The sequence below is a fragment of the Mesorhizobium huakuii genome (genome assembly GCF_014189455.1).
Classification (GTDB): domain Bacteria; phylum Pseudomonadota; class Alphaproteobacteria; order Rhizobiales; family Rhizobiaceae; genus Mesorhizobium; species Mesorhizobium huakuii_A.
Genome location: NZ_CP050296.1, coordinates 4349468 through 4373608 on the forward strand (window position 1 = coordinate 4349468; position 24141 = coordinate 4373608).

10 protein-coding genes and 3 pseudogenes are annotated in these 24141 nt (G+C 62.1%); 10 read left to right on the forward strand and 3 right to left on the reverse strand.

Features of this window, described 5'->3' with window-relative positions:
• Nucleotides 1-330: 330 nt before the first annotated feature.
• The 3 genes from HB778_RS21185 to HB778_RS21195 all read left to right on the forward strand — a co-directional run bounded on the left by HB778_RS21185 (nucleotide 331) and on the right by HB778_RS21195 (nucleotide 14115).
• Nucleotides 331-10998, forward strand: coding sequence for a beta strand repeat-containing protein (locus HB778_RS21185; RefSeq protein WP_183456694.1), 10668 nt, complete (start codon nucleotides 331-333; stop codon nucleotides 10996-10998).
• 65 nt (nucleotides 10999-11063) lie between these two features.
• Nucleotides 11064-12758: a type I secretion system permease/ATPase gene (locus tag HB778_RS21190; RefSeq protein ID WP_183456696.1), complete on the forward strand. Its 1695-nt coding sequence runs from the start codon at nucleotides 11064-11066 to the stop codon at nucleotides 12756-12758.
• A gap of 19 nt (nucleotides 12759-12777) precedes the next feature.
• A complete protein-coding gene (locus HB778_RS21195) occupies nucleotides 12778-14115 on the forward strand; it encodes an HlyD family type I secretion periplasmic adaptor subunit (protein ID WP_183456698.1) in 1338 nt (445 codons plus the stop codon).
• A gap of 405 nt (nucleotides 14116-14520) precedes the next feature.
• Here HB778_RS21195 and HB778_RS21200 read toward each other — a convergent pair whose 3' ends face one another.
• Both HB778_RS21200 and rocF read right to left on the reverse strand, forming a co-directional pair.
• Nucleotides 14521-15576 carry an ornithine cyclodeaminase gene (locus HB778_RS21200; protein ID WP_183456700.1) on the reverse strand — a complete coding sequence of 352 codons (1056 nt, stop codon included), beginning with the start codon at nucleotides 15574-15576 and terminating at the stop codon, nucleotides 14521-14523.
• Nucleotides 15577-15578: 2 nt separating this feature from the next.
• Nucleotides 15579-16511, reverse strand: coding sequence for an arginase (gene rocF, locus HB778_RS21205; RefSeq protein WP_183456702.1), 933 nt, complete (start codon nucleotides 16509-16511; stop codon nucleotides 15579-15581).
• Between the two features lie 148 nt (nucleotides 16512-16659).
• On the opposite strand from rocF, the gene HB778_RS21210 reads away from it, so the two are divergent.
• The gene (locus HB778_RS21210; protein ID WP_095197976.1) at nucleotides 16660-17100 is read left to right on the forward strand and encodes an Lrp/AsnC family transcriptional regulator; all 441 of its coding nucleotides are present in this window, start codon (nucleotides 16660-16662) and stop codon (nucleotides 17098-17100) included.
• A 175-nt stretch (nucleotides 17101-17275) separates the two neighbouring features.
• On the opposite strand, the pseudogene HB778_RS21215 reads toward HB778_RS21210, so the two are convergent.
• A pseudogene (locus HB778_RS21215) lies at nucleotides 17276-18202 on the reverse strand (LysR family transcriptional regulator).
• Nucleotides 18203-18586: 384 nt separating this feature from the next.
• Between HB778_RS21215 and HB778_RS21220 the strand changes: the two are divergent.
• The 6 genes and pseudogenes from HB778_RS21220 (at nucleotide 18587) to HB778_RS21245 (ending at nucleotide 24132) form a co-directional block, all read left to right on the forward strand.
• The gene (locus HB778_RS21220; protein WP_280515921.1) at nucleotides 18587-19387 is read left to right on the forward strand and encodes an amino acid ABC transporter ATP-binding protein; all 801 of its coding nucleotides are present in this window, start codon (nucleotides 18587-18589) and stop codon (nucleotides 19385-19387) included.
• A 14-nt stretch (nucleotides 19388-19401) separates the two neighbouring features.
• Nucleotides 19402-20060: pseudogene (locus HB778_RS21225) on the forward strand (ABC transporter permease).
• Between the two features lie 11 nt (nucleotides 20061-20071).
• The gene (locus HB778_RS21230; protein ID WP_183456706.1) at nucleotides 20072-20803 is read left to right on the forward strand and encodes an ABC transporter permease; all 732 of its coding nucleotides are present in this window, start codon (nucleotides 20072-20074) and stop codon (nucleotides 20801-20803) included.
• A 16-nt stretch (nucleotides 20804-20819) separates the two neighbouring features.
• Nucleotides 20820-21959 (forward strand): alanine racemase, encoded by a 1140-nt coding sequence (alr, locus tag HB778_RS21235; RefSeq protein ID WP_183456708.1) that lies wholly within the window; start codon nucleotides 20820-20822, stop codon nucleotides 21957-21959.
• A gap of 1 nt (nucleotide 21960) precedes the next feature.
• A pseudogene (locus tag HB778_RS21240) lies at nucleotides 21961-22805 on the forward strand (transporter substrate-binding domain-containing protein).
• A gap of 67 nt (nucleotides 22806-22872) precedes the next feature.
• Complete coding sequence (locus tag HB778_RS21245; protein ID WP_183456710.1) at nucleotides 22873-24132, forward strand: CapA family protein; 1260 nt, start codon at nucleotides 22873-22875, stop codon at nucleotides 24130-24132.
• Nucleotides 24133-24141 lie beyond the last annotated feature (9 nt).

The following is a 24141-nucleotide window of genomic DNA, read 5'->3' on the forward strand; positions in this document are numbered from 1 at the left end:
TGACCCTTCCCTGCCGAGAGAGTTAATAATCTCCTAATATAAGGGACATCTAAAGTTCGTGGCCAATAACCACGAGTTGGACGATGTAATTTGGGTAGGGAACGCAGCGCGACGACCAGTGTAGTCGCGCCGACCAGCATCGAGACAATATCCGCCCGTGAATAGCCAGCTTAACGCGGCTGTTCCAAGTGCGTCGGCGTGTCTGGATGACGGCGACAATTCATGCCTGCCCAGATTCGCCGGCTATTCTTCGACTGGAAAGAGCCGGTCGTTCAGTACTGTCAATGAAGCAGATGGGGCGTCTGTTCTTAAACAACAAAGGGGTTGAAAATGGCTTCTAAAATCGCCGATGCGGGTGGAACCACAGTGTCTTTCTCAAACACGCCGCAGGCGAACGATGACGTTTTCAATCTCACCGAGGATACGGTCGTCCTCGCGTCAGGTTCCCAAACCATCATAGTTCTAGATGTGATGGCCAACGATCAGGGTGGAAACGCAAAGTCGCTCTTCTCGGTGGACGACGGGGTTTCCGCTTCGACGGCCACGAAGCAATACGCGCCGATCGACCTGACGTCTCAGGACGTTCAGGCAACCGGCGTTTCAGCCTGGGAAAGCATCGGTGGCGGGGTTTCCATCCGCATCAACAACGGCAAGGTCGAGATGGACCTTAGCGGGTATCTGGCGGCACATGGCTTCGCGAGCCTGCAGGCCATGGGTGCGGGCGATCAGATCAACGAGACCTTCACCTATGCGATCAAGCTCGGCAGTGGAACGCTGAGCTGGGCCAGCGTGTCGGTCAACATTCAAGGCACCAATGACGGCGCGATCATCACCGCCGTTCCTGGCGCCGACCTGACTGTGGTGGAGGCCGGCGGCGTTGCCAATGGCACGCTGAATGACCCCAACGCGCACGGACAGCTGATCATCACCGACCCCGATGTCGGCCAGAACCATTTCCAGGCTCCCCCAAGCCTGCAGGGCACCTATGGCACCTTCACCTTCGACACCACAACTGGCGTGTGGGCCTATACGCTCAACCAGACTCTCGCCGACCCGCTGACCCAGGGCCAGCCCGTTACGGATACTCTGACCGTGAAGTCGGCTGACGGAACGGTGAGTTATAACATCGTCGTCAATATTACTGGCACCAATGACGCGCCAGTCGCCATTGCTAATGTCAATTCAGTAAAAGAGGACACCGCGCCCAATCCGGTCAGCGGCAATGTGCTGACCAACGACACCGATGTCGACACTGGCGATACCCACACGGTTAGTGCTGTCAACGGTTCGGCCGGCAATGTCGGCGCCGACTTGCTCGGCACCTACGGCACGCTGCACCTCAACAGCAACGGCACCTACACCTACACGCTCGACAACTCCAAGGCCTCGGTGCAGGCGTTGGCCGAGGGTGCCAGCGTCACCGACGTCTTCACCTACACCAACTCAGACAATCATGGCGGCTCATCGAACTCCAGCCTGACCATCACCGTCAACGGCACCAATGACGGCCCGGTCGCGGTTGCCGACACCAATTCGGTGAAAGAGGACACCGCGCCCAATCCGGTCAGCGGCAATGTGCTGACCAACGACACCGACGTCGACACGGGCGATACCCACACGGTTAGTGCTGTCAACGGTTCGGCCGGCAATGTCGGCGCCGACTTGCTCGGCACCTACGGCACGCTGCACCTCAACAGCAACGGCACCTACACCTATACGCTCGACAACTCCAAGGCCTCGGTGCAGGCACTGGCCGAGGGCGCCAGCGTCACCGACGTCTTCACCTACACCAACGCCGACAATCATGGCGGCTCATCGAACTCCAGCCTGACCATCACCGTCAATGGCACCAATGACGGCCCGATCGCGGTTGCCGACACCAATTCGGTGAAAGAGGACACCGCGCCCAATCCGGTCAGCGGCAATGTGCTGACCAACGACACCGATGTCGACACGGGCGATACCCACACGGTTAGTGCTGTCAACGGTTCGGCCGGCAATGTCGGCGCCGACTTGCTCGGCACCTACGGCACGCTGCACCTCAACAGCAACGGCACCTACACCTACACGCTCGACAACTCCAAGGCCTCGGTGCAGGCGTTGGCCGAGGGTGCCAGCGTCACCGACGTCTTCAGCTACACCAACGCCGACAATCATGGCGGCTCATCGAACTCCAGCCTGACCATCACCGTCAATGGCACCAATGACGGTCCGGTCGCGGTCGCCGACACCAATTCGGTGAAAGAGGACACCGCGCCCAATCCGGTCAGCGGCAATGTGCTGACCAACGACACCGACGTCGACACGGGCGATACCCACACGGTTAGTGCTGTCAACGGTTCGGCCGGCAATGTCGGCGCCGACTTGCTCGGCACCTACGGCACGCTGCACCTCAACAGCAACGGCACCTACACCTATACGCTCGACAACTCCAAGGCCTCGGTGCAGGCACTGGCCGAGGGCGCCAGCGTCACCGACGTCTTCAGCTACACCAACGCCGACAACCATGGCGGCTCGTCGAGCTCCAGCCTGACCATCACCGTCAATGGCACCAATGACGGCCCGATCGCGGTTGCCGACACCAATTCGGTGAAAGAGGACACCGCGCCCAATCCGGTCAGCGGCAATGTGCTGACCAACGACACCGATGTCGACACGGGCGATACCCACAGCGTCACCGCCGTCAACGGGTCGGGTGGCAATGTCGGCGCCGACATTGCCGGCACCTATGGCACGCTGCACCTCAACAGCAACGGCACCTACACCTACACGCTCGACAACTCCAAGGCCTCGGTGCAGGCACTGGCCGAGGGTGCCAGCGTCACCGACGTCTTCAGCTACACCAACGCCGACAATCATGGCGGCTCATCGAACTCCAGCCTGACCATCACCGTCAATGGCACCAATGACGGCCCGATCGCGGTTGCCGACACCAATTCGGTGAAAGAGGACACCGCGCCCAATCCGGTCAGCGGCAATGTGCTGACCAACGACACCGACGTCGACACGGGCGATACCCACACGGTTAGTGCTGTCAACGGGTCGGGTGGCAATGTCGGCGCCGACATTGCCGGCACCTATGGCACGCTGCACCTCAACAGCGACGGCACCTACACCTACACGCTCGACAACTCCAAGGCCTCGGTGCAGGCGTTGGCCGAGGGCACCAGCGTCACCGACGTCTTCAGCTACACCAACTCAGACAACCATGGCGGCTCATCGAACTCCAGCCTGACGGTGACCATCAACGGCACCAATGACGGCCCGGTGATCACCTCCGGCGTCCAGACCGGCTCGGTCACGGAAGACACGCAGCTGACGGCGACCGGCCAGGTCCAGGCCTCCGACGTCGACAATGGCGACCACCAGACCTATTCGGGCGACAACACCGGCACCTATGGCTCCTTCGTCATCGATCCCGCCACCGGCGCCTGGACCTACACGCTCGACAATGCCGCCCACCAGAACCTTGCCCAGGGCGAGAGCCACACCGACACCTTCACGGTCACCGTCACCGACGATTTTGGCGCCACCACCACGCAGGACGTCACCATCACCATCAACGGCACCAATGACGGCCCGGTGATCACCTCCGGCGTCCAGACCGGCTCGGTCACGGAAGACACGCAGCTGACGGCGACCGGCCAGGTCCAGGCCTCCGACGTCGACAATGGCGACCACCAGACCTATTCGGGCGACAACACCGGCAGCTATGGCTCCTTCGTCATCGATCCCGCCACCGGCGCCTGGACCTACACGCTCGACAATGCCGCCCACCAGAACCTTGCCCAGGGCGAGAGCCACACCGACACCTTCACGGTCACCGTCACCGACGATTTTGGCGCCACCACCACGCAGGACGTCACCATCACCATCAACGGCACCAATGACGGCCCGGTGATCACCTCCGGCGTCCAGACCGGCTCGGTCACGGAAGACACGCAGCTGACGGCGACCGGCCAGGTCCAGGCCTCCGACGTCGACAATGGCGACCACCAGACCTATTCGGGCGACAACACCGGCAGCTATGGCTCCTTCGTCATCGATCCCGCCACCGGCGCCTGGACCTACACGCTCGACAATGCCGCCCACCAGAACCTCGCCCAGGGCGAGAGCCACACCGACACCTTCACGGTCACCGTCACCGACGATTTTGGCGCCACCACCACGCAGGACGTCACCATCACCATCAACGGCACCAATGACGGCCCGGTGATCACCTCCGGCGTCCAGACCGGCTCGGTCACGGAAGACACGCAGCTGACGGCGACCGGCCAGGTCCAGGCCTCCGACGTCGACAATGGCGACCACCAGACCTATTCGGGCGACAACACCGGCAGCTATGGCTCCTTCGTCATCGATCCCGCCACCGGCGCCTGGACCTACACGCTCGACAATGCCGCCCACCAGAACCTTGCCCAGGGCGAGAGCCACACCGACACCTTCACGGTCACCGTCACCGACGATTTTGGCGCCACCACCACGCAGGACGTCACCATCACCATCAACGGCACCAATGACGGCCCGGTGATCACCTCCGGCGTCCAGACCGGCTCGGTCACGGAAGACACGCAGCTGACGGCGACCGGCCAGGTCCAGGCCTCCGACGTCGACAATGGCGACCACCAGACCTATTCGGGCGACAACACCGGCAGCTATGGCTCCTTCGTCATCGATCCCGCCACCGGCGCCTGGACCTACACGCTCGACAATGCCGCCCACCAGAACCTTGCCCAGGGCGAGAGCCACACCGACACCTTCACGGTCACCGTCACCGACGATTTTGGCGCCACCACCACGCAGGACGTCACCATCACCATCAACGGCACCAATGACGGCCCGGTGATCACCTCCGGCGTCCAGACCGGCTCGGTCACGGAAGACACGCAGCTGACGGCGACCGGCCAGGTCCAGGCCTCCGACGTCGACAATGGCGACCACCAGACCTATTCGGGCGACAACACCGGCAGCTATGGCTCCTTCGTCATCGATCCCGCCACCGGCGCCTGGACCTACACGCTCGACAATGCCGCCCACCAGAACCTCGCCCAGGGCGAGAGCCACACCGACACCTTCACGGTCACCGTCACCGACGATTTTGGCGCCACCACCACGCAGGACGTCACCATCACCATCAACGGCACCAATGACGGCCCGGTGATCACCTCCGGCGTCCAGACCGGCTCGGTCACGGAAGACACGCAGCTGACGGCGACCGGCCAGGTCCAGGCCTCCGACGTCGACAATGGCGACCACCAGACCTATTCGGGCGACAACACCGGCAGCTATGGCTCCTTCGTCATCGATCCCGCCACCGGCGCCTGGACCTACACGCTCGACAATGCCGCCCACCAGAACCTCGCCCAGGGCGAGAGCCACACCGACACCTTCACGGTCACCGTCACCGACGATTTTGGCGCCACCACCACGCAGGACGTCACCATCACCATCAACGGCACCAATGACGGCCCGGTGATCACCTCCGGCGTCCAGACCGGCTCGGTCACGGAAGACACGCAGCTGACGGCGACCGGCCAGGTCCAGGCCTCCGACGTCGACAATGGCGACCACCAGACCTATTCGGGCGACACCACCGGCAGCTATGGCTCCTTCGTCATCGATCCCGCCACCGGCGCCTGGACCTACACGCTCGACAATGCCGCCCACCAGAACCTCGCCCAGGGCGAGAGCCACACCGACACCTTCACGGTCACCGTCACCGACGATTTTGGCGCCACCACCACGCAGGACGTCACCATCACCATCAACGGCACCAATGACGGCCCGGTGATCACCTCCGGCGTCCAGACCGGCTCGGTCACGGAAGACACGCAGCTGACGGCGACCGGCCAGGTCCAGGCCTCCGACGTCGACAATGGCGACCACCAGACCTATTCGGGCGACACCACCGGCAGCTATGGCTCCTTCGTCATCGATCCCGCCACCGGCGCCTGGACCTACACGCTCGACAATGCCGCCCACCAGAACCTTGCCCAGGGCGAGAGCCACACCGACACCTTCACGGTCACCGTCACCGACGATTTTGGCGCCACCACCACGCAGGACGTCACCATCACCATCAACGGCACCAATGACGGCCCGGTGATCACCTCCGGCGTCCAGACCGGCTCGGTCACGGAAGACACGCAGCTGACGGCGACCGGCCAGGTCCAGGCCTCCGACGTCGACAATGGCGACCACCAGACCTATTCGGGCGACACCACCGGCAGCTATGGCTCCTTCGTCATCGATCCCGCCACCGGCGCCTGGACCTACACACTCGACAATGCCGCCCACCAGAACCTTGCCCAGGGCGAGAGCCACACCGACACCTTCACGGTCACCGTCACCGACGATTTTGGCGCCACCACCACGCAGGACGTCACCATCACCATCAACGGCACCAATGACGGCCCGGTGATCACCTCCGGCGTCCAGACCGGCTCGGTCACGGAAGACACGCAGCTGACGGCGACCGGCCAGGTCCAGGCCTCCGACGTCGACAATGGCGACCACCAGACCTATTCGGGCGACAACACCGGCAGCTATGGCTCCTTCGTCATCGATCCCGCCACCGGCGCCTGGACCTACACACTCGACAATGCCGCCCACCAGAACCTCGCCCAGGGCGAGAGCCACACCGACACCTTCACGGTCACCGTCACCGACGATTTTGGCGCCACCACCACGCAGGACGTCACCATCACCATCAACGGCACCAATGACGGCCCGGTGATCACCTCCGGCGTCCAGACCGGCTCGGTCACGGAAGACACGCAGCTGACGGCGACCGGCCAGGTCCAGGCCTCCGACGTCGACAATGGCGACCACCAGACCTATTCGGGCGACAACACCGGCAGCTATGGCTCCTTCGTCATCGATCCCGCCACCGGCGCCTGGACCTACACGCTCGACAATGCCGCCCACCAGAACCTCGCCCAGGGCGAGAGCCACACCGACACCTTCACGGTCACCGTCACCGACGATTTTGGCGCCACTACCACGCAGGACGTCACCATCACCATCAATGGCACCAATGACGGCCCGGTCGCGGTTGCCGACACCAATTCAGTAAAAGAGGACACCGCGCCCAATCCGGTCAGCGGCAATGTGCTGACCAACGACACCGATGTCGACACTGGCGATACCCACACGGTTAGTGCTGTCAACGGTTCGGCCGGCAATGTCGGCGCCGACTTGCTCGGCACCTACGGCACGCTGCACCTCAACAGCAACGGCACCTACACCTATACGCTCGACAACTCCAAGGCCTCGGTGCAGGCACTGGCCGAGGGCGCCAGCGTCACCGACGTCTTCACCTACACCAATGCCGACAATCATGGCGGCTCATCGAACTCCAGCCTGACCATCACCGTCAACGGCACCAATGACGGTCCGGTCGCGGTCGCCGACACCAATTCGGTGAAAGAGGACACCGCGCCCAATCCGGTCAGCGGCAATGTGCTGACCAACGACACCGACGTCGACACGGGCGATACCCACACGGTTAGTGCTGTCAACGGTTCGGCCGGCAATGTCGGCGCCGACTTGCTCGGCACCTACGGCACGCTGCACCTCAACAGCAACGGCACCTACACCTATACGCTCGACAACTCCAAGGCCTCGGTGCAGGCACTGGCCGAGGGCGCCAGCGTCACCGACGTCTTCAGCTACACCAACGCCGACAACCATGGCGGCTCGTCGAGCTCCAGCCTGACCATCACCGTCAATGGCACCAATGACGGCCCGATCGCGGTTGCCGACACCAATTCGGTGAAAGAGGACACCGCGCCCAATCCGGTCAGCGGCAATGTGCTGACCAACGACACCGATGTCGACACGGGCGATACCCACAGCGTCACCGCCGTCAACGGGTCGGGTGGCAATGTCGGCGCCGACATTGCCGGCACCTATGGCACGCTGCACCTCAACAGCAACGGCACCTACACCTACACGCTCGACAACTCCAAGGCCTCGGTGCAGGCACTGGCCGAGGGTGCCAGCGTCACCGACGTCTTCAGCTACACCAACGCCGACAATCATGGCGGCTCATCGAACTCCAGCCTGACCATCACCGTCAATGGCACCAATGACGGCCCGATCGCGGTTGCCGACACCAATTCGGTGAAAGAGGACACCGCGCCCAATCCGGTCAGCGGCAATGTGCTGACCAACGACACCGACGTCGACACGGGCGATACCCACACGGTTAGTGCTGTCAACGGTTCGGCCGGCAATGTCGGCGCCGACTTGCTCGGCACCTACGGCACGCTGCACCTCAACAGCAACGGCACCTACACCTATACGCTCGACAACTCCAAGGCCTCGGTGCAGGCACTGGCCGAGGGCGCCAGCGTCACCGACGTCTTCACCTACACCAATGCCGACAACCATGGCGGCTCATCGAACTCCAGCCTGACCATCACCGTCAATGGCACCAATGACGGCCCGATCGCGGTTGCCGACACCAATTCGGTGAAAGAGGACACCGCGCCCAATCCGGTCAGCGGCAATGTGCTGACCAACGACACCGATGTCGACACGGGCGATACCCACACGGTTAGTGCTGTCAACGGTTCGGCCGGCAATGTCGGCGCCGACTTGCTCGGCACCTACGGCACGCTGCACCTCAACAGCAACGGCACCTACACCTATACGCTCGACAACTCCAAGGCCTCGGTGCAGGCACTGGCCGAGGGCGCCAGCGTCACCGACGTCTTCACCTACACCAACGCCGACAACCATGGCGGCTCGTCGACCGCCAACCTGACCATCACCGTCAATGGCACCAATGACAACGGCGCACCAGTCGCTGTCGCTGATACCAATTGGGCGAAGGAAGACACCAACACAAGCGCAACTGGCAACGTGCTTCAGACACTCGCGCATGCCGGTGCACCGTCGGGAACGTTCTCGGACCATGCCGATACCGATCCGGATGCCGATACACTGGCTGTATCCGCGCTCTCGGGCGGCATCGACAACGGCACCACATTCACCAAGACCGGAACCTATGGCACCGTGGTCATCACGAAGGCGACCGGCGCCTATACCTATACGCTGGCGAACGCCCAAGCCAATGTGCAGGCTCTGGCGGCGGGCCAGACTGTGACGGACAGCTTCACCTACACTGTTTCGGACGGGCATGGCGGGACAGCATCGGCCAACCTGGCTGTGACGGTCTTCGGCACGGACGAAGTTACTCCTGGGCTGATTACCTTGGTGGCAGACGGCAAACAGGGGAATAACTCTGAGCCAAGCACTGTCACCATAACGTTTACTACGGCCGTCCATACGAATTTTGCCAATCTATCTGACGTGATGCATGTATCTGGCCTGCCAAATGTCAGCGTGATCGCAGGGTCGGGAAGCTTCAACGCAGCCCACACTCAGTATACATTCCTCGTCGACAAAGGCGCTGGAAGCAACAATGGATCGTCCTACACCCTTAATATCGATGCCGGAGCATTCTCGGATAATGCAGGTCATACGAACGCAGCCGCGACCCAAGGCGGCCTCAAACCCGCCGGCACGTCCGGCGAGCCCATCAACCTTGCCCTGACCGATCCATCGCATGAAGGTGCACTCATCACCGTCACGGTGAAGGACGTGCCTTCGGGCTGGACCATTGACGGCGCGACCCATAATGCCGACGGAAGCTGGACCACACAGACCAACGACTTGCACGGACTGACAGTCACCACGCCGCCCGAATTCACCGGGGCAGCCGTGCTCGATGTCCAGATGACCTGGATCAACGCCGACGGCACTGTGGGCACTGCGTCGATTGCCGACAATGTCGAGGCCTACGTGCCGGGTTCGCCGATCTTTGCCTGGTCAGGTGACGACGTGCTCACCGGCTCCCACGGCAACGATCTCTTCGTCTTCTCGCAACCGATCGGCGCTGACACGGTGCACAATTTCGATGCGGCGGCCGATCAGATCGATCTCATCGGCTACAACGGATTGGCCGACTTTGCCGACCTCCAGACGCATATCGCCGACGATGCCAACGGCAATGCGGTGATAACGCTCGGCGACGGACAGTCCATCACGCTGGACGGCGTACATTCGAACGCGCTGACTGGAAGCAATTTCGTCTTCGACCAGACGCCGGTGGTCAACAATTCAGGCACCATGACGATCGGCGACGGCGCCCTGCTGCCGCTGAGCGGCATAATCAACAACAGCGGCCTCATCTCGCTCGACTCGACCGGTAGCGACACGCTGCTTCAGGTCATCCAGCACGGCGTGACCTTGCAGGGCGGGGGGCAGATCCTGCTCTCCGACAGCGCCGCCAACATCATCTCCGGCACCGCGCCGGACGTCACTCTGGTCAATGTCGACAATACGATCTCCGGCGCCGGCCAGTTGGGCGGCGGCATGCTCAGCCTCGACAACAGGGGCACCATTATCGCCTCCGGCTCGAATGCCCTGGTCATCGATACCGGAGGCAGTGTCGTCACCAACTCCGGGACGCTGGAAGCAATGGGTTCCGGCGGTCTGACGATCACCGGCGGCCTGGCGAATTCAGGCATGCTGTGGGCCAATGGCGGCGACATCGTTATCCACGGCCAGGTCACCGGCACCGGCGATGCCACGATCGGTAATTTGTCGAAGCTTGAGTTTGACGGCGCCTCGTCGACGGACGTCACCTTCGGGCACGATGCTGCCGGTACGCTGCAACTCAACGATTCCTTCGACTACAGCGGACGGATCGGCGGCATCACCAATGATGACAGGCTGGACCTCGCCGATATCCTCTTCGGTGCGGGAACGGCGGCCGTCTATCAGGCAAATCAGGATGGCAGTGGCGGAACTCTGACTGTTTCGGATGGCACCCACGGCACCGCGTTGCATCTGTTGGGCGCCTATGATGCGAACGGCTTCAAGCTTGCCGATGACGGCCAGGGCCACACGGTCGTTTCGTATAATCCGGCGGAATTCACGCTGACAGGCATCGGCAGCGGGGCGGTTTCAAGCGACTTGGTGATGTGAGTGAAAAGAGCCGCCGGCAGCGGCGGCTCGCCTGGCCTGACGAGTATCGAGTGGGGGTTCTGAAATTGGATAGAAAGCCTAGAATTGTGAAGGATGCGCTTCGGGCATGCCGCCGCTATTTCCTGGTTGTGGCAGCATTCAGCCTGGCGATCAATCTGCTCTACCTCGCCTCGCCACTCTATATGCTGCAGATTTACGACCGAGTGGTCACCAGCGGCAGCGAAACCACGTTGGTGATGCTGACCCTGGTATTGCTTGCGGCCTTCCTTTCGCTGGCCGGCCTCGATTTGGTGCGCGCCTGGATTCTGACGCGTGCCAGCGCGCGGCTCGACCGGCTGCTGTCGGCAAGGATCCTCGCCGCGTCGGTCGAGACCCCATCGCCTGGCTCCTCGCCGAGCCAGCCTATCCGCGACTTCGACACGTTCAGGCAGGTCATCACCGGCAGCGGCATCCACGCCCTGTTTGACCTGCCATGGTCGCCCATCTACATCGGCATCATCTTCGTGCTGCATCCGTGGCTCGGCTTCTTCGCATTGGGCTGCTCATTGCTCTTGATCGCCATGGCGGTGCTCAACGAGTATCTCGTGCGCTCGCCGCTGAAGCAGGCAAACGAGCTGGCGACGAACAATTATAACTTTACCGAGATGAGCCTCAGGAACGCGGAAGTCGTTCGCGCCATGGGGATGATCGACGGTCTCATCCGCCGCTGGGGGCGCGACCGCAACCTGGCGCTGCGGCGCCAGGCGGAGGCAAGCGACCGTGCCGCTTTGATGTCGGGCCTTATCCGGTTCCTGCGGCTCACCATGCAGTCGCTGATCCTCGGCCTCGGTGCCTATCTGGTGATAGAACGGCAGATCACCGGCGGCACCATGTTCGCGGCGAGCCTCTTGCTCGGCCGGGGGCTGCAGCCTGTGGAACAGATCGTCGGCCTCTGGCGCAGCCTGCTCCTGGCGCGGGCGGCGTTGGCAAGGGTCGAGAAGCTGGTCGACGGGAGCGCGCGGGACGAAAGATCGTTCAACCTGCCGAAGCCCAGCGGCAAGATTTCGGTCGAGCAGGTCAGCTTTGCGATCGCCAGCCAGCAGAAAGTGCTTCTCCGGGACGTATCATTCCGGCTGGACGCAGGCGAGGCGCTGGGAATCGTCGGCCCTTCCGGCGCCGGCAAGTCGACGCTGGCGCGTCATCTCGCGGGCGTCATGCAGCCCAGCCGCGGCACCGTCAGGCTGGATGGGGCCGACCTGTCGCAATGGGGGCACGACGCGCTCGGCGACCACATCGGCTACCTGCCGCAGGATATCGAACTCTTCTCCGATACGGTCGCTGCCAACATCGGCCGCTTCAAGACCAGTGTCGACCAGGAGGTGATCGACGCCGCGCGGCTCGCCGGCGTGCATGAGATGATCATTCGCCTGCCGCAAGGTTACGAGACCCAGATCGGCGAAGGCGGCGCAGTTCTTTCAGGAGGATACCGGCAACGGATCGCTCTTGCCCGGGCGGTGTTCGGAATGCCGAAACTGATCATTCTCGACGAGCCGAGCTCCAATCTCGACGCCGATGGCGATCGCGCGCTGAGCGACTGCGCAATTGAGCTGAAGCGCCGCGGCAGCACGGTGATCATCGTCTCGCACCGGCCCTCTACCTTGGCGAATGTCGACAAGATCCTTCTGTTGCGCGATGGCGCCGTCGAGGCCTTCGGGATGAGAAACGAGATCGTGGCGCTGCTCAACCAGCGCGCGGCCCCAATCGCGGTGGCGACCCAATGAGCTGTGGCCGGAGAGATCGATGAGCGACGGCGTCCTCACCTACCAAAGCCTGCCCGGCGAGGCCGGTATCCTGGCCCCGGATTCGATTCGGCTGCCGGCCTATATCGGCCTGCTGATTATATTGGCTTTTTTCGGCATTTTCGGTGGCTGGGCGGCCTTTGCCCCGCTGAATGGCGCCGTGCTCGCCGACGCCATCGTCAAGGTGGAAGGCAATCGAAAAAGCGTCCAGCACTTCGACGGTGGTACGGTGAAGGAGATCCGTGTCAAGGATGGCGACGTCGTCAGGAAGGGCGACATCATGTTGAAACTGGACGACACCAGGATTCGGTCCGAGTTCAACCTCTATGCCCAGCAATATGCATTGTTGCGCGCAACCGACGCCAGGATCCGGGCTGAACTGGATGGCAGCGAGGCTGTTGCCTTTCCGAAGGACATTCTCAAAGGGCACGAGGACTATCTCAAGGATGCAATGGCAAACCAGATCGCCGATCTGGAAAGCCAGCGTGCCTCGATGGCCGGCGCCAAGCAGATCCTAGAGCGGCGCATTGCCGAGCTCGAGGAGCAGATCCAGGGCAAGCAGTCTCGGGTCGAATCCTACCAGGCCCAGCTGCAATCGACGATTAACGAGAAGGCCAGCCTGTCGAAGCTGCTCACAGCTGGACTGACGACCCGCCCGCGCATCCTGGAACTGGAAAGGTCCGCCTCGGATCTGCAGGGCCTGATCGACGAGAATCTCGGCGCAATCGGCGGCAGCCAACAGAGCAAAGCCGAACTCGAGAGCCAGATCGCGCAATTGACCAATGAGCGCCGGGCCAAACTGTCGGCCATGCTGATCGATACGCAATCGAGCCTTGCCGACCTCGTGCCCAAGATGTTTGCCGCCCAGGCTGCCGTGGACCGGGCCGAAGTGCGCGCGCCTTATGATGGCCAGGTGATGGATCTCAGTGTCTTCTCGATCGGTGCGATCGTGGCGCCGGGCCAGACCATCCTCGACATCGTGCCGACCGAGAATTCACTGATCGTCCAGGCTCAGGTTCGCGTCGAGGATATATCAAACCTGCGACCCGATATGGCCGCCGAAGTTCGTTTCACATCCTACAAGCAGCGTTCGATACCCATAATCCATGGACGCGTCACCCGCATTTCGGCGGATCGAATCACCGACAGCAAGACAGGGTTTCCTTACTATCTTGCCGACGTGGCGGTCGACCCGGTGGAATTGGCCGCGGCCCCACAGATTGTCCTCTATCCGGGCATGCCGGCGTCGGTCATGATCGTTACCGAGGAACGTACGGCACTCGACTACATTCTTGGCCCGCTGGTTGTGTCGTTCCATTCCGCGTTTCGCCAGAAATAACGGGTACCGCCAATCGATTGGCGATGCCCGGGTTTCGATGTCAGGCCTGTAACTGGCACGCGCCGGGGCCTGACGTCCATCAACATAAGACCCGCTCCGTCAGGGCGTAGGCGTTGACATGCTGACGATGGGGGCGCTGACGGTACTTTTCGAGCCGGCTTGACCGCGCCGTGGAACACCGCAAGGGTGCAAAATCGTCCGATTGGTCCCGATAGTTGGTGAGACCTCAAAATGTTTTTTGCGTCGATTTTCCCTTTAAAATCAAAAGCGTAACTTTTTGACGGATGGCGCGTCGGCTTTCGGCGCGGCAAGCGAGAAAAATCCAGATAGATCAATGACCTAGCTGGGCTGGAAACGATCGAGTGGGAATGATTCAGGCCCCTCCAAGCGTTTGAGCGAGCCTGGTTATGCCGCCGGCTGTAAGGCCGCTCTCAGCAGCATGCCATAGAGGTCGCGTGGTTCATCGGGATCGGCAAGCAGGTCGAGCTCTTCGTAGAGGCCAGTCGCTTGCAGCTGGTCGCGTACATAGCGCAGCGCTGAAAAATCCTCGATGGCGAAGCCGACTGAATCGAACAGCGTGATCTGCTTGGCGTCTCGGCGCCCTTGCGCCTTGCCGGCGATCACTTCCCAGAGCTCGGTCACCCGATGGTTGGGATCCAGCTGCTGGATCTCGCCCTCGACGCGTGTCTGTGGCGGAAACTCGACGAAAATGTCGGAGCGCAGCAGAATGTCCTTGTGCAGTTCGGTCTTGCCGGGGCAGTCGCCGCCGACGGCGTTGATGTGGACGCCGGAGCCGACCATGTTGTCGGTGAGAATCGTGGCGCACTGCTTGTCGGCGGTGACGGTCGTGATGATCCCTGCACCTTCAACCGCTTCCTGCGCGGTTTCGCAGATGGTGATGTCAAATCCTATGCCAGCCAGGTTCTTCGCGCATTTCCGCGAGGCGGAACGATCGATGTCGTAGAGCCTGAGCCGATCGACGCCGGTCAGCGCCTTGAAGGCGATCGCCTGGAATTCCGACTGCGCACCATTGCCGATGATGGCCATTGTGCGCGCGCCGCTCGGCGCCAGATATTTGGCGGCGACAGCGGACGTTGCAGCGGTGCGCAGCGCGGTCAGGATGGTCATTTCGGTGAGCAGCATCGGGTAGCCGCTGCCGACATCGGCGAGCACGCCGAAGGCGGTGACCGTCTGCAGACCCTGACGCATGTTCTTGGGATGGCCGTTGACATATTTGAAGCCGTAGAGGCGCCCATCGCTTGTCGGCATCAGCTCGATGACGCCGTCATGACTGTGCGAGGCGATGCGTGGCGTCTTGTCGAAAAGTACCCAGCGACGGAAGTCTTCCTCGATATAGCCGGCGAGTTCAGTCAGGAAGCGCTCGATACCGATGGCGATGACCAGCTTCATCATACGGTCGACGCTGACGAAGGGGACGATGTTCAGCTTTGCTGCGGTCATGATCAAAAGCTCCCGGAATGGCTGCGGGTCGGACGGTCCATGATACGGCGGCCCATCAGGCTCGCCGTCAGGTCGACCATCAGCGTCGCGGTTCTGCCACGCTCGTCCAGAAAGGGGTTCAACTCGACAAGGTCCAGACTGGAGACAAGGCCGCTGTCGGAGAGCATCTCCATCACCAGATGCGCCTCGCGAAACGTCGCGCCGCCGGGGACCGTGGTGCCGACTGCCGGCGCAATCGACGGATCGAGGAAGTCGACGTCGAGACTGACATGCAGCAGCCCGTCTTCCTCGGACACACGCGCCAGGAAGGCGCGCAGCAGCGGCGCGATGCCGTGTTCGTCGATGGCGCGCATGTCGTGCACAGTCACGCCCGCCTGGTTGAGCGCGCTGCGCTCGGCCGGGTCGACACTGCGCAGACCCATGGTGCAGATACGCTTGGGATCGACCGCCGCCGGCAGATCCGGAAAATAGCCGCTGAAACCCGGCTGGCCACTGGCATAGGCGAGCGGAACACCGTGCAGATTGCCGCTGGCGGTGGTGTCGAGCGTGTGAAAATCCGGATGCGCATCGAGCCACAGCACGAACAGCGGGCGACCGGCCTCTGCGGCGCGGCGTGCGAGGCCCGACACGGTCCCGGCCGAGATCGAATGGTCGCCGCCGAGAAAGATCGGCATGGCGTCCTCGCTCGCCGCGTAGGCGGCCGCGGCAATGGCGGATGTCCAGGCCGATATTTCGGGCAGGGCCTTCAGCGCCAGATTGCCATGCACGACGCGCCGCGCCGGAATTGCTTGGACGGCACCCATATCCTCGACGGCGTGGCCGAGGCCGGACAGCACCTCAACAAGGCCCGCGGTCCTCAGCGCACTCGGCCCCATTTCGCATCCCATTCTGCCGGCTCCGTCCTGCACCGGTGCCCCGACGATTTTGCAACGCATTGTTTTTCCCGCAGCCCAAATCCTGATAGCCGCGAGGAGATCATGGCGAGCCGGCGATACGAATAGATAGAATTGGCAATCCGGAAAGCATTCTCTATCGTAATGGCAGCAGAACTGATCAAAATGGTAACCTCGATGGAAATGCCCGATGGATACGCTTGACGAACGGCTGGTGACCTTGCTGCGACATGACGCGCGGCGCAGCGTGTCGGATCTCGCCATCGATCTTGGCGTCTCGCGCGCCACGGTCAGGGCGCGCATGGAGCGGCTGGAACGGTCCGGCGACATCATCGGTTACACGGTGGTGCTGCGCGCCGACGCCGTCGATCAGCGCATCCGCGGCATCATGCTCATCGAGATTGAGGGCCATGCCGCCGACCGCGTGGTGCGGGCACTAGGCGGCTTCCCCGAAGTCTCGACCATCCATACCACCAATGGCCGCTGGGATCTGGTTGTCGAACTCGGGACCGCATCACTGACTGATTTCGATGCAGTGCTGAGGCGCATCCGCCTCATAGCCGGCATAACAGGCAGCGAAACCAGTCTGCTCCTGGCCACGCCGCGCACGACCCGAGCACGACTGACTTAGAATCCCATCAAGGCCCCCAGTCGCCGCTCTTGCCGCTCGCAGCGGATCAGAATGTCCGATACCAAAGAAGGCACGCCGCCCGAGGAGGGCAGGCTTATGGATGGGTTCTCATAAAAGCCAGTGGCGATCTTGACGACAAAGACGTTATCGCCTCGCAACCCAGGATATTGCGTACTTACAAACCAGGACGTTCCGGCCCGTCCTGCGCGCACTCGACGAGCACATTCACTGCCTCCTGAAGCAGCGTGCTCAACCGTCGGCCTTTTTGCCAGAATACGACGTAGTGATAGAGGGCGCTTGGCTCAAAGGGGCGGACTTCCACTGGAAAAGACGCAAATTGCCGGGCGGCAAAGGTGTTGCTGCTTGAAATGCCTAGACCTGCGGCGACGAAACTGACCTCTTGACCAATGACATCGACCTGTATCGCAAGATGCGGTTCCGCCCCCATGTATCGCAGGGCGTTCTCATTCATGAGATGCGATTGCATCCGGGGTTCGACATCCACAAGCGGCTCTCCGACGAGGTCTTCGGGCCTGATGATGTCCTTTTAGGCGAACCGGTGGCCACGCGGGACGATGTAAACATTGGTTGCGGTCGTCGCCGGGCACCAGTCGAAGACATTGCCGTCCAAAGGCAGTCGCGCAATTCCGAGGTCGGCGCGCCCATCCAGCACATGGTCCGCCACTTCCGGGTAGGTGCCCGACTTAAGAACGATCCCCGCGACCCGCAGGTGTGAGCTCAGTTTGTGGAAAGCGTCCGGAAGAAGTCGGAGTGAGAAGACGTACGGTGCCGCGATGCTTATCGTATCGCTGTCGACACCCTTCAGGGACGCGACCGTCTTGGCTATCCTCTCCATCTGAATGAAGGTCGCGTCGGTATCGCGAAAAAGCGTCATCGTCGGGGCAGTCGGGAGAAGCCGCCCCGTGTCACGCACGAACAATTGCACTCCGAGCAGGCCCTCCAATATCCGAATTTGCTGGCTGACGGCCGGCTGGGTGATTTCGAGCACCTTGGCAGCAGCCCGCTCTGAGCCCGCCCTGACGACCTCGCGCAGGATCTGAAGCTGGCGAAGTGTGATGCCTGTTTTCGAGATTTCGACCATGATGAAGCTTCCGTGCGGCTGCCGATTGCCGCCTTTCCCATACAAAGATCAACTTATACCTGAATGCCGATTGCGCCACGCCGATTTGCTTCCGCAGCGCCAGAGACGGTTGTTCGCATTGAGATGACGTTGGACCATATTAGCTGAGCTTATCGAAAAATAATTTGGCTTATAAATTGACCTTTGGAGGCCCGCAGGCAATTTTGAGGTCAAGACGCCGTTCCGAAGACGCTTGGCGCCACCGGAGCAATGGGGCGCTCCTGCACATCGACAACCGAAAGCAAAAGGGTGGTGCCGCTCCATGCGTGCAGCAAGGGCTTTGCCGTGTCCTGCATTTCCCATGTCTCGTACCGGCGGCACGCAGTCTCCAGCGCGGAGTGCCTGATGCCGAGCGAGCCGATGTTCCAACAGACCCTGACGCCCGGTATCCGTGCTGAGCGGGTTGAAAAACGGCTTGGCGGCATTGATGTCCTGCGTGGCGTGGATCTCGACGTCCGGCCAGGCGAAATTCTCTCCATCCTTGGCAGCAGCGGCTCGGGCAAGAGCACGCTTCTGCGGTGCCTCAATCTCCTGACAGTTCCCGATCGCGGCGACATTTGGATCCACGGCGAGAAGCTGGCGATCCGAGTTGCATCGCAGCGGGGTGGCCAGTCCAGCGTCACCGACCATCGTCAGGTCCGGCGGGTGCGAGCGTCGATGGGCATGGTGTTCCAGAGCTTCAATCTCTGGCCTCACAGGACGGCGCTTGAGAATGTCACGGAAGGGCCCGTCCTCGTAAAGGGAATCCGGCGCGATGCAGCGGCCGATCTCGGACGCCACTACCTCGCCAAGGTCGGGCTCTCCGACAAGGCGGACGCCTACCCGCGCCATCTCTCCGGCGGCCAGCAGCAGCGGGTGGCGATTGCCCGCGCGCTGGCGATGGAGCCACGCGTGCTGCTCTTCGACGAGCCGACCTCGGCGTTGGACCCGGAACTGGTGGGCGAAGTGCTGCGCGTCATGGCAGCGCTGGCGGGAGAGGGGCGCACCATGGTGATCGTCACCCACGAAATGGCTTTCGCGCGCGAGGTATCGACACGGGCAGCCTTCATGCACCGCGGGCTGATCGAAGAGGAAAGTCCGCCGCAAGAATTCTTCTCCTCTCCCGTCTCCAGCCATCTTCGCGGCTTTCTCGATTCACATCGATAGAAGGAACTTCGCGCATGGACGGTTTTGCCGTGCAGTTCGTCAGCGGACTGAAGACGACGGTACTGCTGGCGCTTGTCAGCGGCGCGCTCGGCATGGCGCTCGGATTGCTTACGCGGCGGGGCGGTTGTCGCGGTTGAGGGCGGTAAGCCGCTTGGTCGGTTTCTACACCACGATCATTCGCGGCGTGCCCGAGCTCATCATCATCCTGCTGATCTATTTCGGTGGAACGGTCGCCATCAGCGCCTTCTTCGGTCGCTATGTCGAGGTCAACGCGTTCCTCGCCGGGGTCGTTTCCCTTACCATCGTCTTCGGCGCCTATACGGCAGAAATTTTCCGGGGAGCCGTGCTCAGCATACCGACGGGACAGATCGAGGCGGCCCGCTCGCTCGGGCTGCATCCGTGGCAAACCTGGCTGCTGGTCATCCTTCCACAGATGCTGCGCATCGCTCTGCCGGCACTTGCCAACCAGTGGATCTCCCTGGTCAAGGAAACGTCGCTGATCTCGATCGTCGGGCTGACCGATATCATGCGGGTTGCCGCCATCGGCGCGGGCTCACTACGGGCGCCGCTGACGTTCTATCTCGCCGCATCGGCCCTCTATCTCGCGCTGACCAGTCTTGCGCTGGTGATCTTCCATCTTCTCGAACGGCGTTTCGCCGTTCCCGGACGGTGAGGCGCCAGGTAATGGACATCACGCTCCTCCTCACCAGCATGGTCGCGCTTGCCAGCGGCATTCGGCTGACGCTCCTTCTGACATTCGCATCGCTGCTTGCAGGCCTCGTCCTTGCCGTACCTCTGGCCTTCATGCGCGCATCGTCTCGCAAGTGGCTTTCACGGCCTGTGCTCGCCTATACCTATGTGTTTCGCGGCACGCCCCTGCTTGTCCAGCTTTTCATCATCTACTACGGCCTCGGTCAGATCGGCGCCATTCGGTCGAGCGTCCTGTGGGTCCTGCTGCGTGATCCTTTCTGGTGCTGCCTGCTGGCCTTTTCCCTGAACGGCGCTGCTTACACGACGGAGATTTTTCGCGGCGGCATCCAGGCCGTGGCCATCGGTATGATCGAGGCGGCGCAGGCGGTGGGCATGTCGCCGTTGCAGATCAAGCGCCGGATCATCTTCCCGATCGCCTTTCGAAGCGTGCTTCCCTCTTATGCCAACGAGGTTATCAGCCTCGTGAAAGCGACATCGCTCGCCAGCACCGTGACCTTGCTGGAGATAACCGGCCTTTCACGAAAATTGGTTTCAGAGACCTTTGCACCCTATGAGATCTTCATTGCCGCCGGCGTGCTCTATCTAGGCCTGACCCTCCTGCTGGCCGGCTTTTTCCACGTGCTGGAGGTCTGGTTGAACGGTGCGCCGCGGGCAAAGGCATACAAGCGCCGGGTCACCCTGCAGCAGGTGGCCCATGGACAATAGTCCCCGTCGAGACCCATTGCCGTTCCGCGAAACTGCCTGGCGCGAAATCGACCTGTCGGCCATCACCTCCAACTATCGCGCCATCCGGGCGGCAATCGGCAGCGACACAAAAGTCTTCGCCTGCCTGAAACAGGACGCCTATGGATGCGGGGCGGAGAAGGTCGCGTCTGTCTTGTCCGAAGCGGGCGCCGATGCCTTCGGCGTCGTGTCGATCGCCGACGCTTTGGCCGTACGAAAAGCGGCGGCAGGAAAACCCATCCTCGTGTATCCGGGCATTGGTCCGAACGCTGTCGATCTTGTCCGGAATCTCGATTTGACGATTTCGATTTCCGGCGAAGAGGATCTGGCAGGCTGGCTTGCGACCGGCACGCCGCTCAAGGTCTTCGTGAAGGTCGATCTGGGTTTTTGGCGCGCCGGCGTGGCTCCTTCCGACCTCCCAGGTCTGATGGATCTGTGCGCCACCGAAGGCAATGTCGCCGTCGACGGTCTTTATGCTCATCTCAACGAATTCGGCGACGCCGGTTCCTCGGCACCGGCGCAGCTTGCGCGCCTGACGCCACTTCTCGAAGAGCTGAGGGCAAAGGGCCGCCTTCCCGGAACGATCATGGTCTCAAGCAGCGAAAGCCTGCTTCACCATCCGGAATTCGACATGGATGCGGTCGATCCCGGCGCACTGCTCTTCGGATTGACCCGTTCTCGCGATGGACGCCGCATCCTGCCCACCCGTCCGGCCCTGGCGGCGATCAAGGCGCGTATCGTCGCGCTCAAGACGTGCCACGACAGCATGGGGGCGCCTCCCGGCCTGCCGGGATACCACGCGGCCATGCGCATGGCGGTGCTGGGGATCGGCTGGGGGCATGGCGTGCCGCGCGACCTCGATTCCTCGGCCTCGGTGCTCGTCAGGGGACAGCGTGCGCCCATCGTGCCGCCCATCCATCTCGAACATCTGCGCATCGATGTCACGAATGTTCCCGAAGCGGCGTTCGGGGATGAAGCGGTCCTGCTCGGCTCTTCCTGCGCAGATCGCATCACGCTGCCCGAGCTCGCCAGTGCCTGGAACACAGACGAAACGGGCGTGGCCTGCGGCCTGCGGGAGAGCCTGCGCCGGATAGACGTCACACAACAATCCAGACCAAACCAACAAGAAGGGGAATGACATGAAACGACATCTGACCTGCGCCCTCGCGGCTCTGCTGCTGGTTGCCGGCCTCGCCCATGCCGGAGAGCGCACGGCGATCACGATTGCCTCGGAAGGGGCCTCACCACCGTGGGACTATATCGACAAGAACGGCGCGCTCGCGGCTTCGACATCGACGTCGGCAACGAACTCTGCGCCCGGATCAAACTGCAATGCACCTTCGTCGCCCAGGACTGGGACGGCATCATCCCCGGTCTTCTGGTGATGAAGTACGATGCGATCATCGCCGGCATGTCGATCACCGAAAAGCGCAAGAAATCGATCGCCTTCTCCATTCCCTATGCCGCGGCGCCGAACCAGATCGTCATGCGCCGGGGGCTCGGCCTGCCGCCCAGTGACATCAATGCGAAACTGAATCTGACGGACATCGACACGGCGAAGAAGGAAACCATCGAAAAACTGAGAGAGAACCTGAAGGGGAGGACCCTTGGCGTCCTTCGCTCGTCCAATTCGGAGGCGGTCGTCCGGGAACTCTTCGGCGATGTTGCGGAGGTGCGCAGCTATGACAGCCAGGAGAATCTCAAACTCGACCTTACGTCCGAACGCATCGACGGAGGCTTGGGAGACCGTCTGGTGTGGAAGCAGTTCCTCGACACGCCGGAGGGGAAGGCGGTCGAGTTTTTCGGCCCGCAGCTTTCAGGTGGCACCTGGGGTCCCGGCGTCGGCGTCGGCCTTCGCAAGGAGGATACCGATCTCGCCGAAGCCCTCGACAAGGCCATCGAAGCGAGCGTCAAGGACGGCGCGATCGGCAAGATCAGCCTGAAGTGGTTCGGCGTGGATATTTCCCCGCAAACCGGGAAGTGACTGCCCCCGGCTCCTTCCGGCGGCCTGAGGGCCGCCACCCCTAAATTCATCTCCAGGGTACGCTATAATGTCTTCACCGTTCACGCTTGTTCTGACCGGACAATCTCTCATCCATCATGATGTTCGGCAGGTCTCGGACGCTGGATTTACCGCGATCAAGGCGCTGATCCGGCAGGCTGATATCGCCTTCACGAATTTCGAGACGACGGTTTTCGGCCGGCATGGAGGATGGCCGATGAAGGGTTCCTACTTCGGCTGTTCGGCACCCGTGGTGCTGGATGCGCTGAAGGACATCGGCTTCAACGCCTTGGCGCTCTCCAACAACCACGCCTTCGACCTCGGCCCACCTGGCGTTCTGTCGACGCTCGAAGAGGTGGCGGAGAGAGGGTTCCTTCACGCCGGCATCGGTGTCGATGCCACGGATGCGCGTCGGCCGGGAGTGAAAACCTTCGGCACGAGACGGGTGGCGCTTGTCGCAATGGATGCGGGACCCGGCCCGGCGACCATGTACGCGGCCGACGCGACGGACCGACGTCCTGCTAGGCCGGGCGTGAATGGGCTCGACGTCTCGAGGCGATTTGACGTCGATCCCAAGGTGTTTGCAAACCTGACCGGCATTCAGGACATCTTCCAAAGCAGTCCAATGGAACAGGGCAACTATGCCCAGCCGCACGATCCGCCTGAACTTCAGTCCGCAGACGAGATCGATTTTTACGGAACGATCTTTTGCCGATCCTCGACGAACAGGCGCCGGATCCTGGTGGACGAGGCGAGCCTGCAAAATCACCTCTCGGCGATCCGCCAGGCCGCCGCGGAGGGTGCCTTCGTCATCGCCTACCTCCACCATCATCATTGGGAACCGAACTGGCGGGAGGTTCCAGCATGGGTTCAGTCGCTTGCGCGCGCCTGTGTCGATGCCGGGGCAGGCGTGTTCGTCAGTCACGGCGCTCCCGTCCTGCAGCCCGTGGAGACCTATCGCGGCGCGCCGATCTTCTTCGGGCTGGGTAATTTCCTCTTCCATCTCAATGAAGGCGAAGTGGTATGGAGCGCGCCGGATGTTTGGAAGAGCATGGTGGCGACGTGCCGCTTCGATGCCGATGCCCGGCTGCAGTCGATCGACTTCCTTCCCATCATCATAGGCGGCGAGCAGCTGCTGGGCGCCAAAAATTATCATGAGCGCATCATTCCAGTTCCGGCGTCGGAAACGCTGGGAGCCGAGATGATCAAGGACTTGGCGGCCCGCTCGCGGGCGCACGGAGTGTCGATCGACGTCGAGGGGACTGACGAAATAATAGGTGGCCGTTTACGAGCCGAAGGCTCGCTTTGAAGCGCCGGC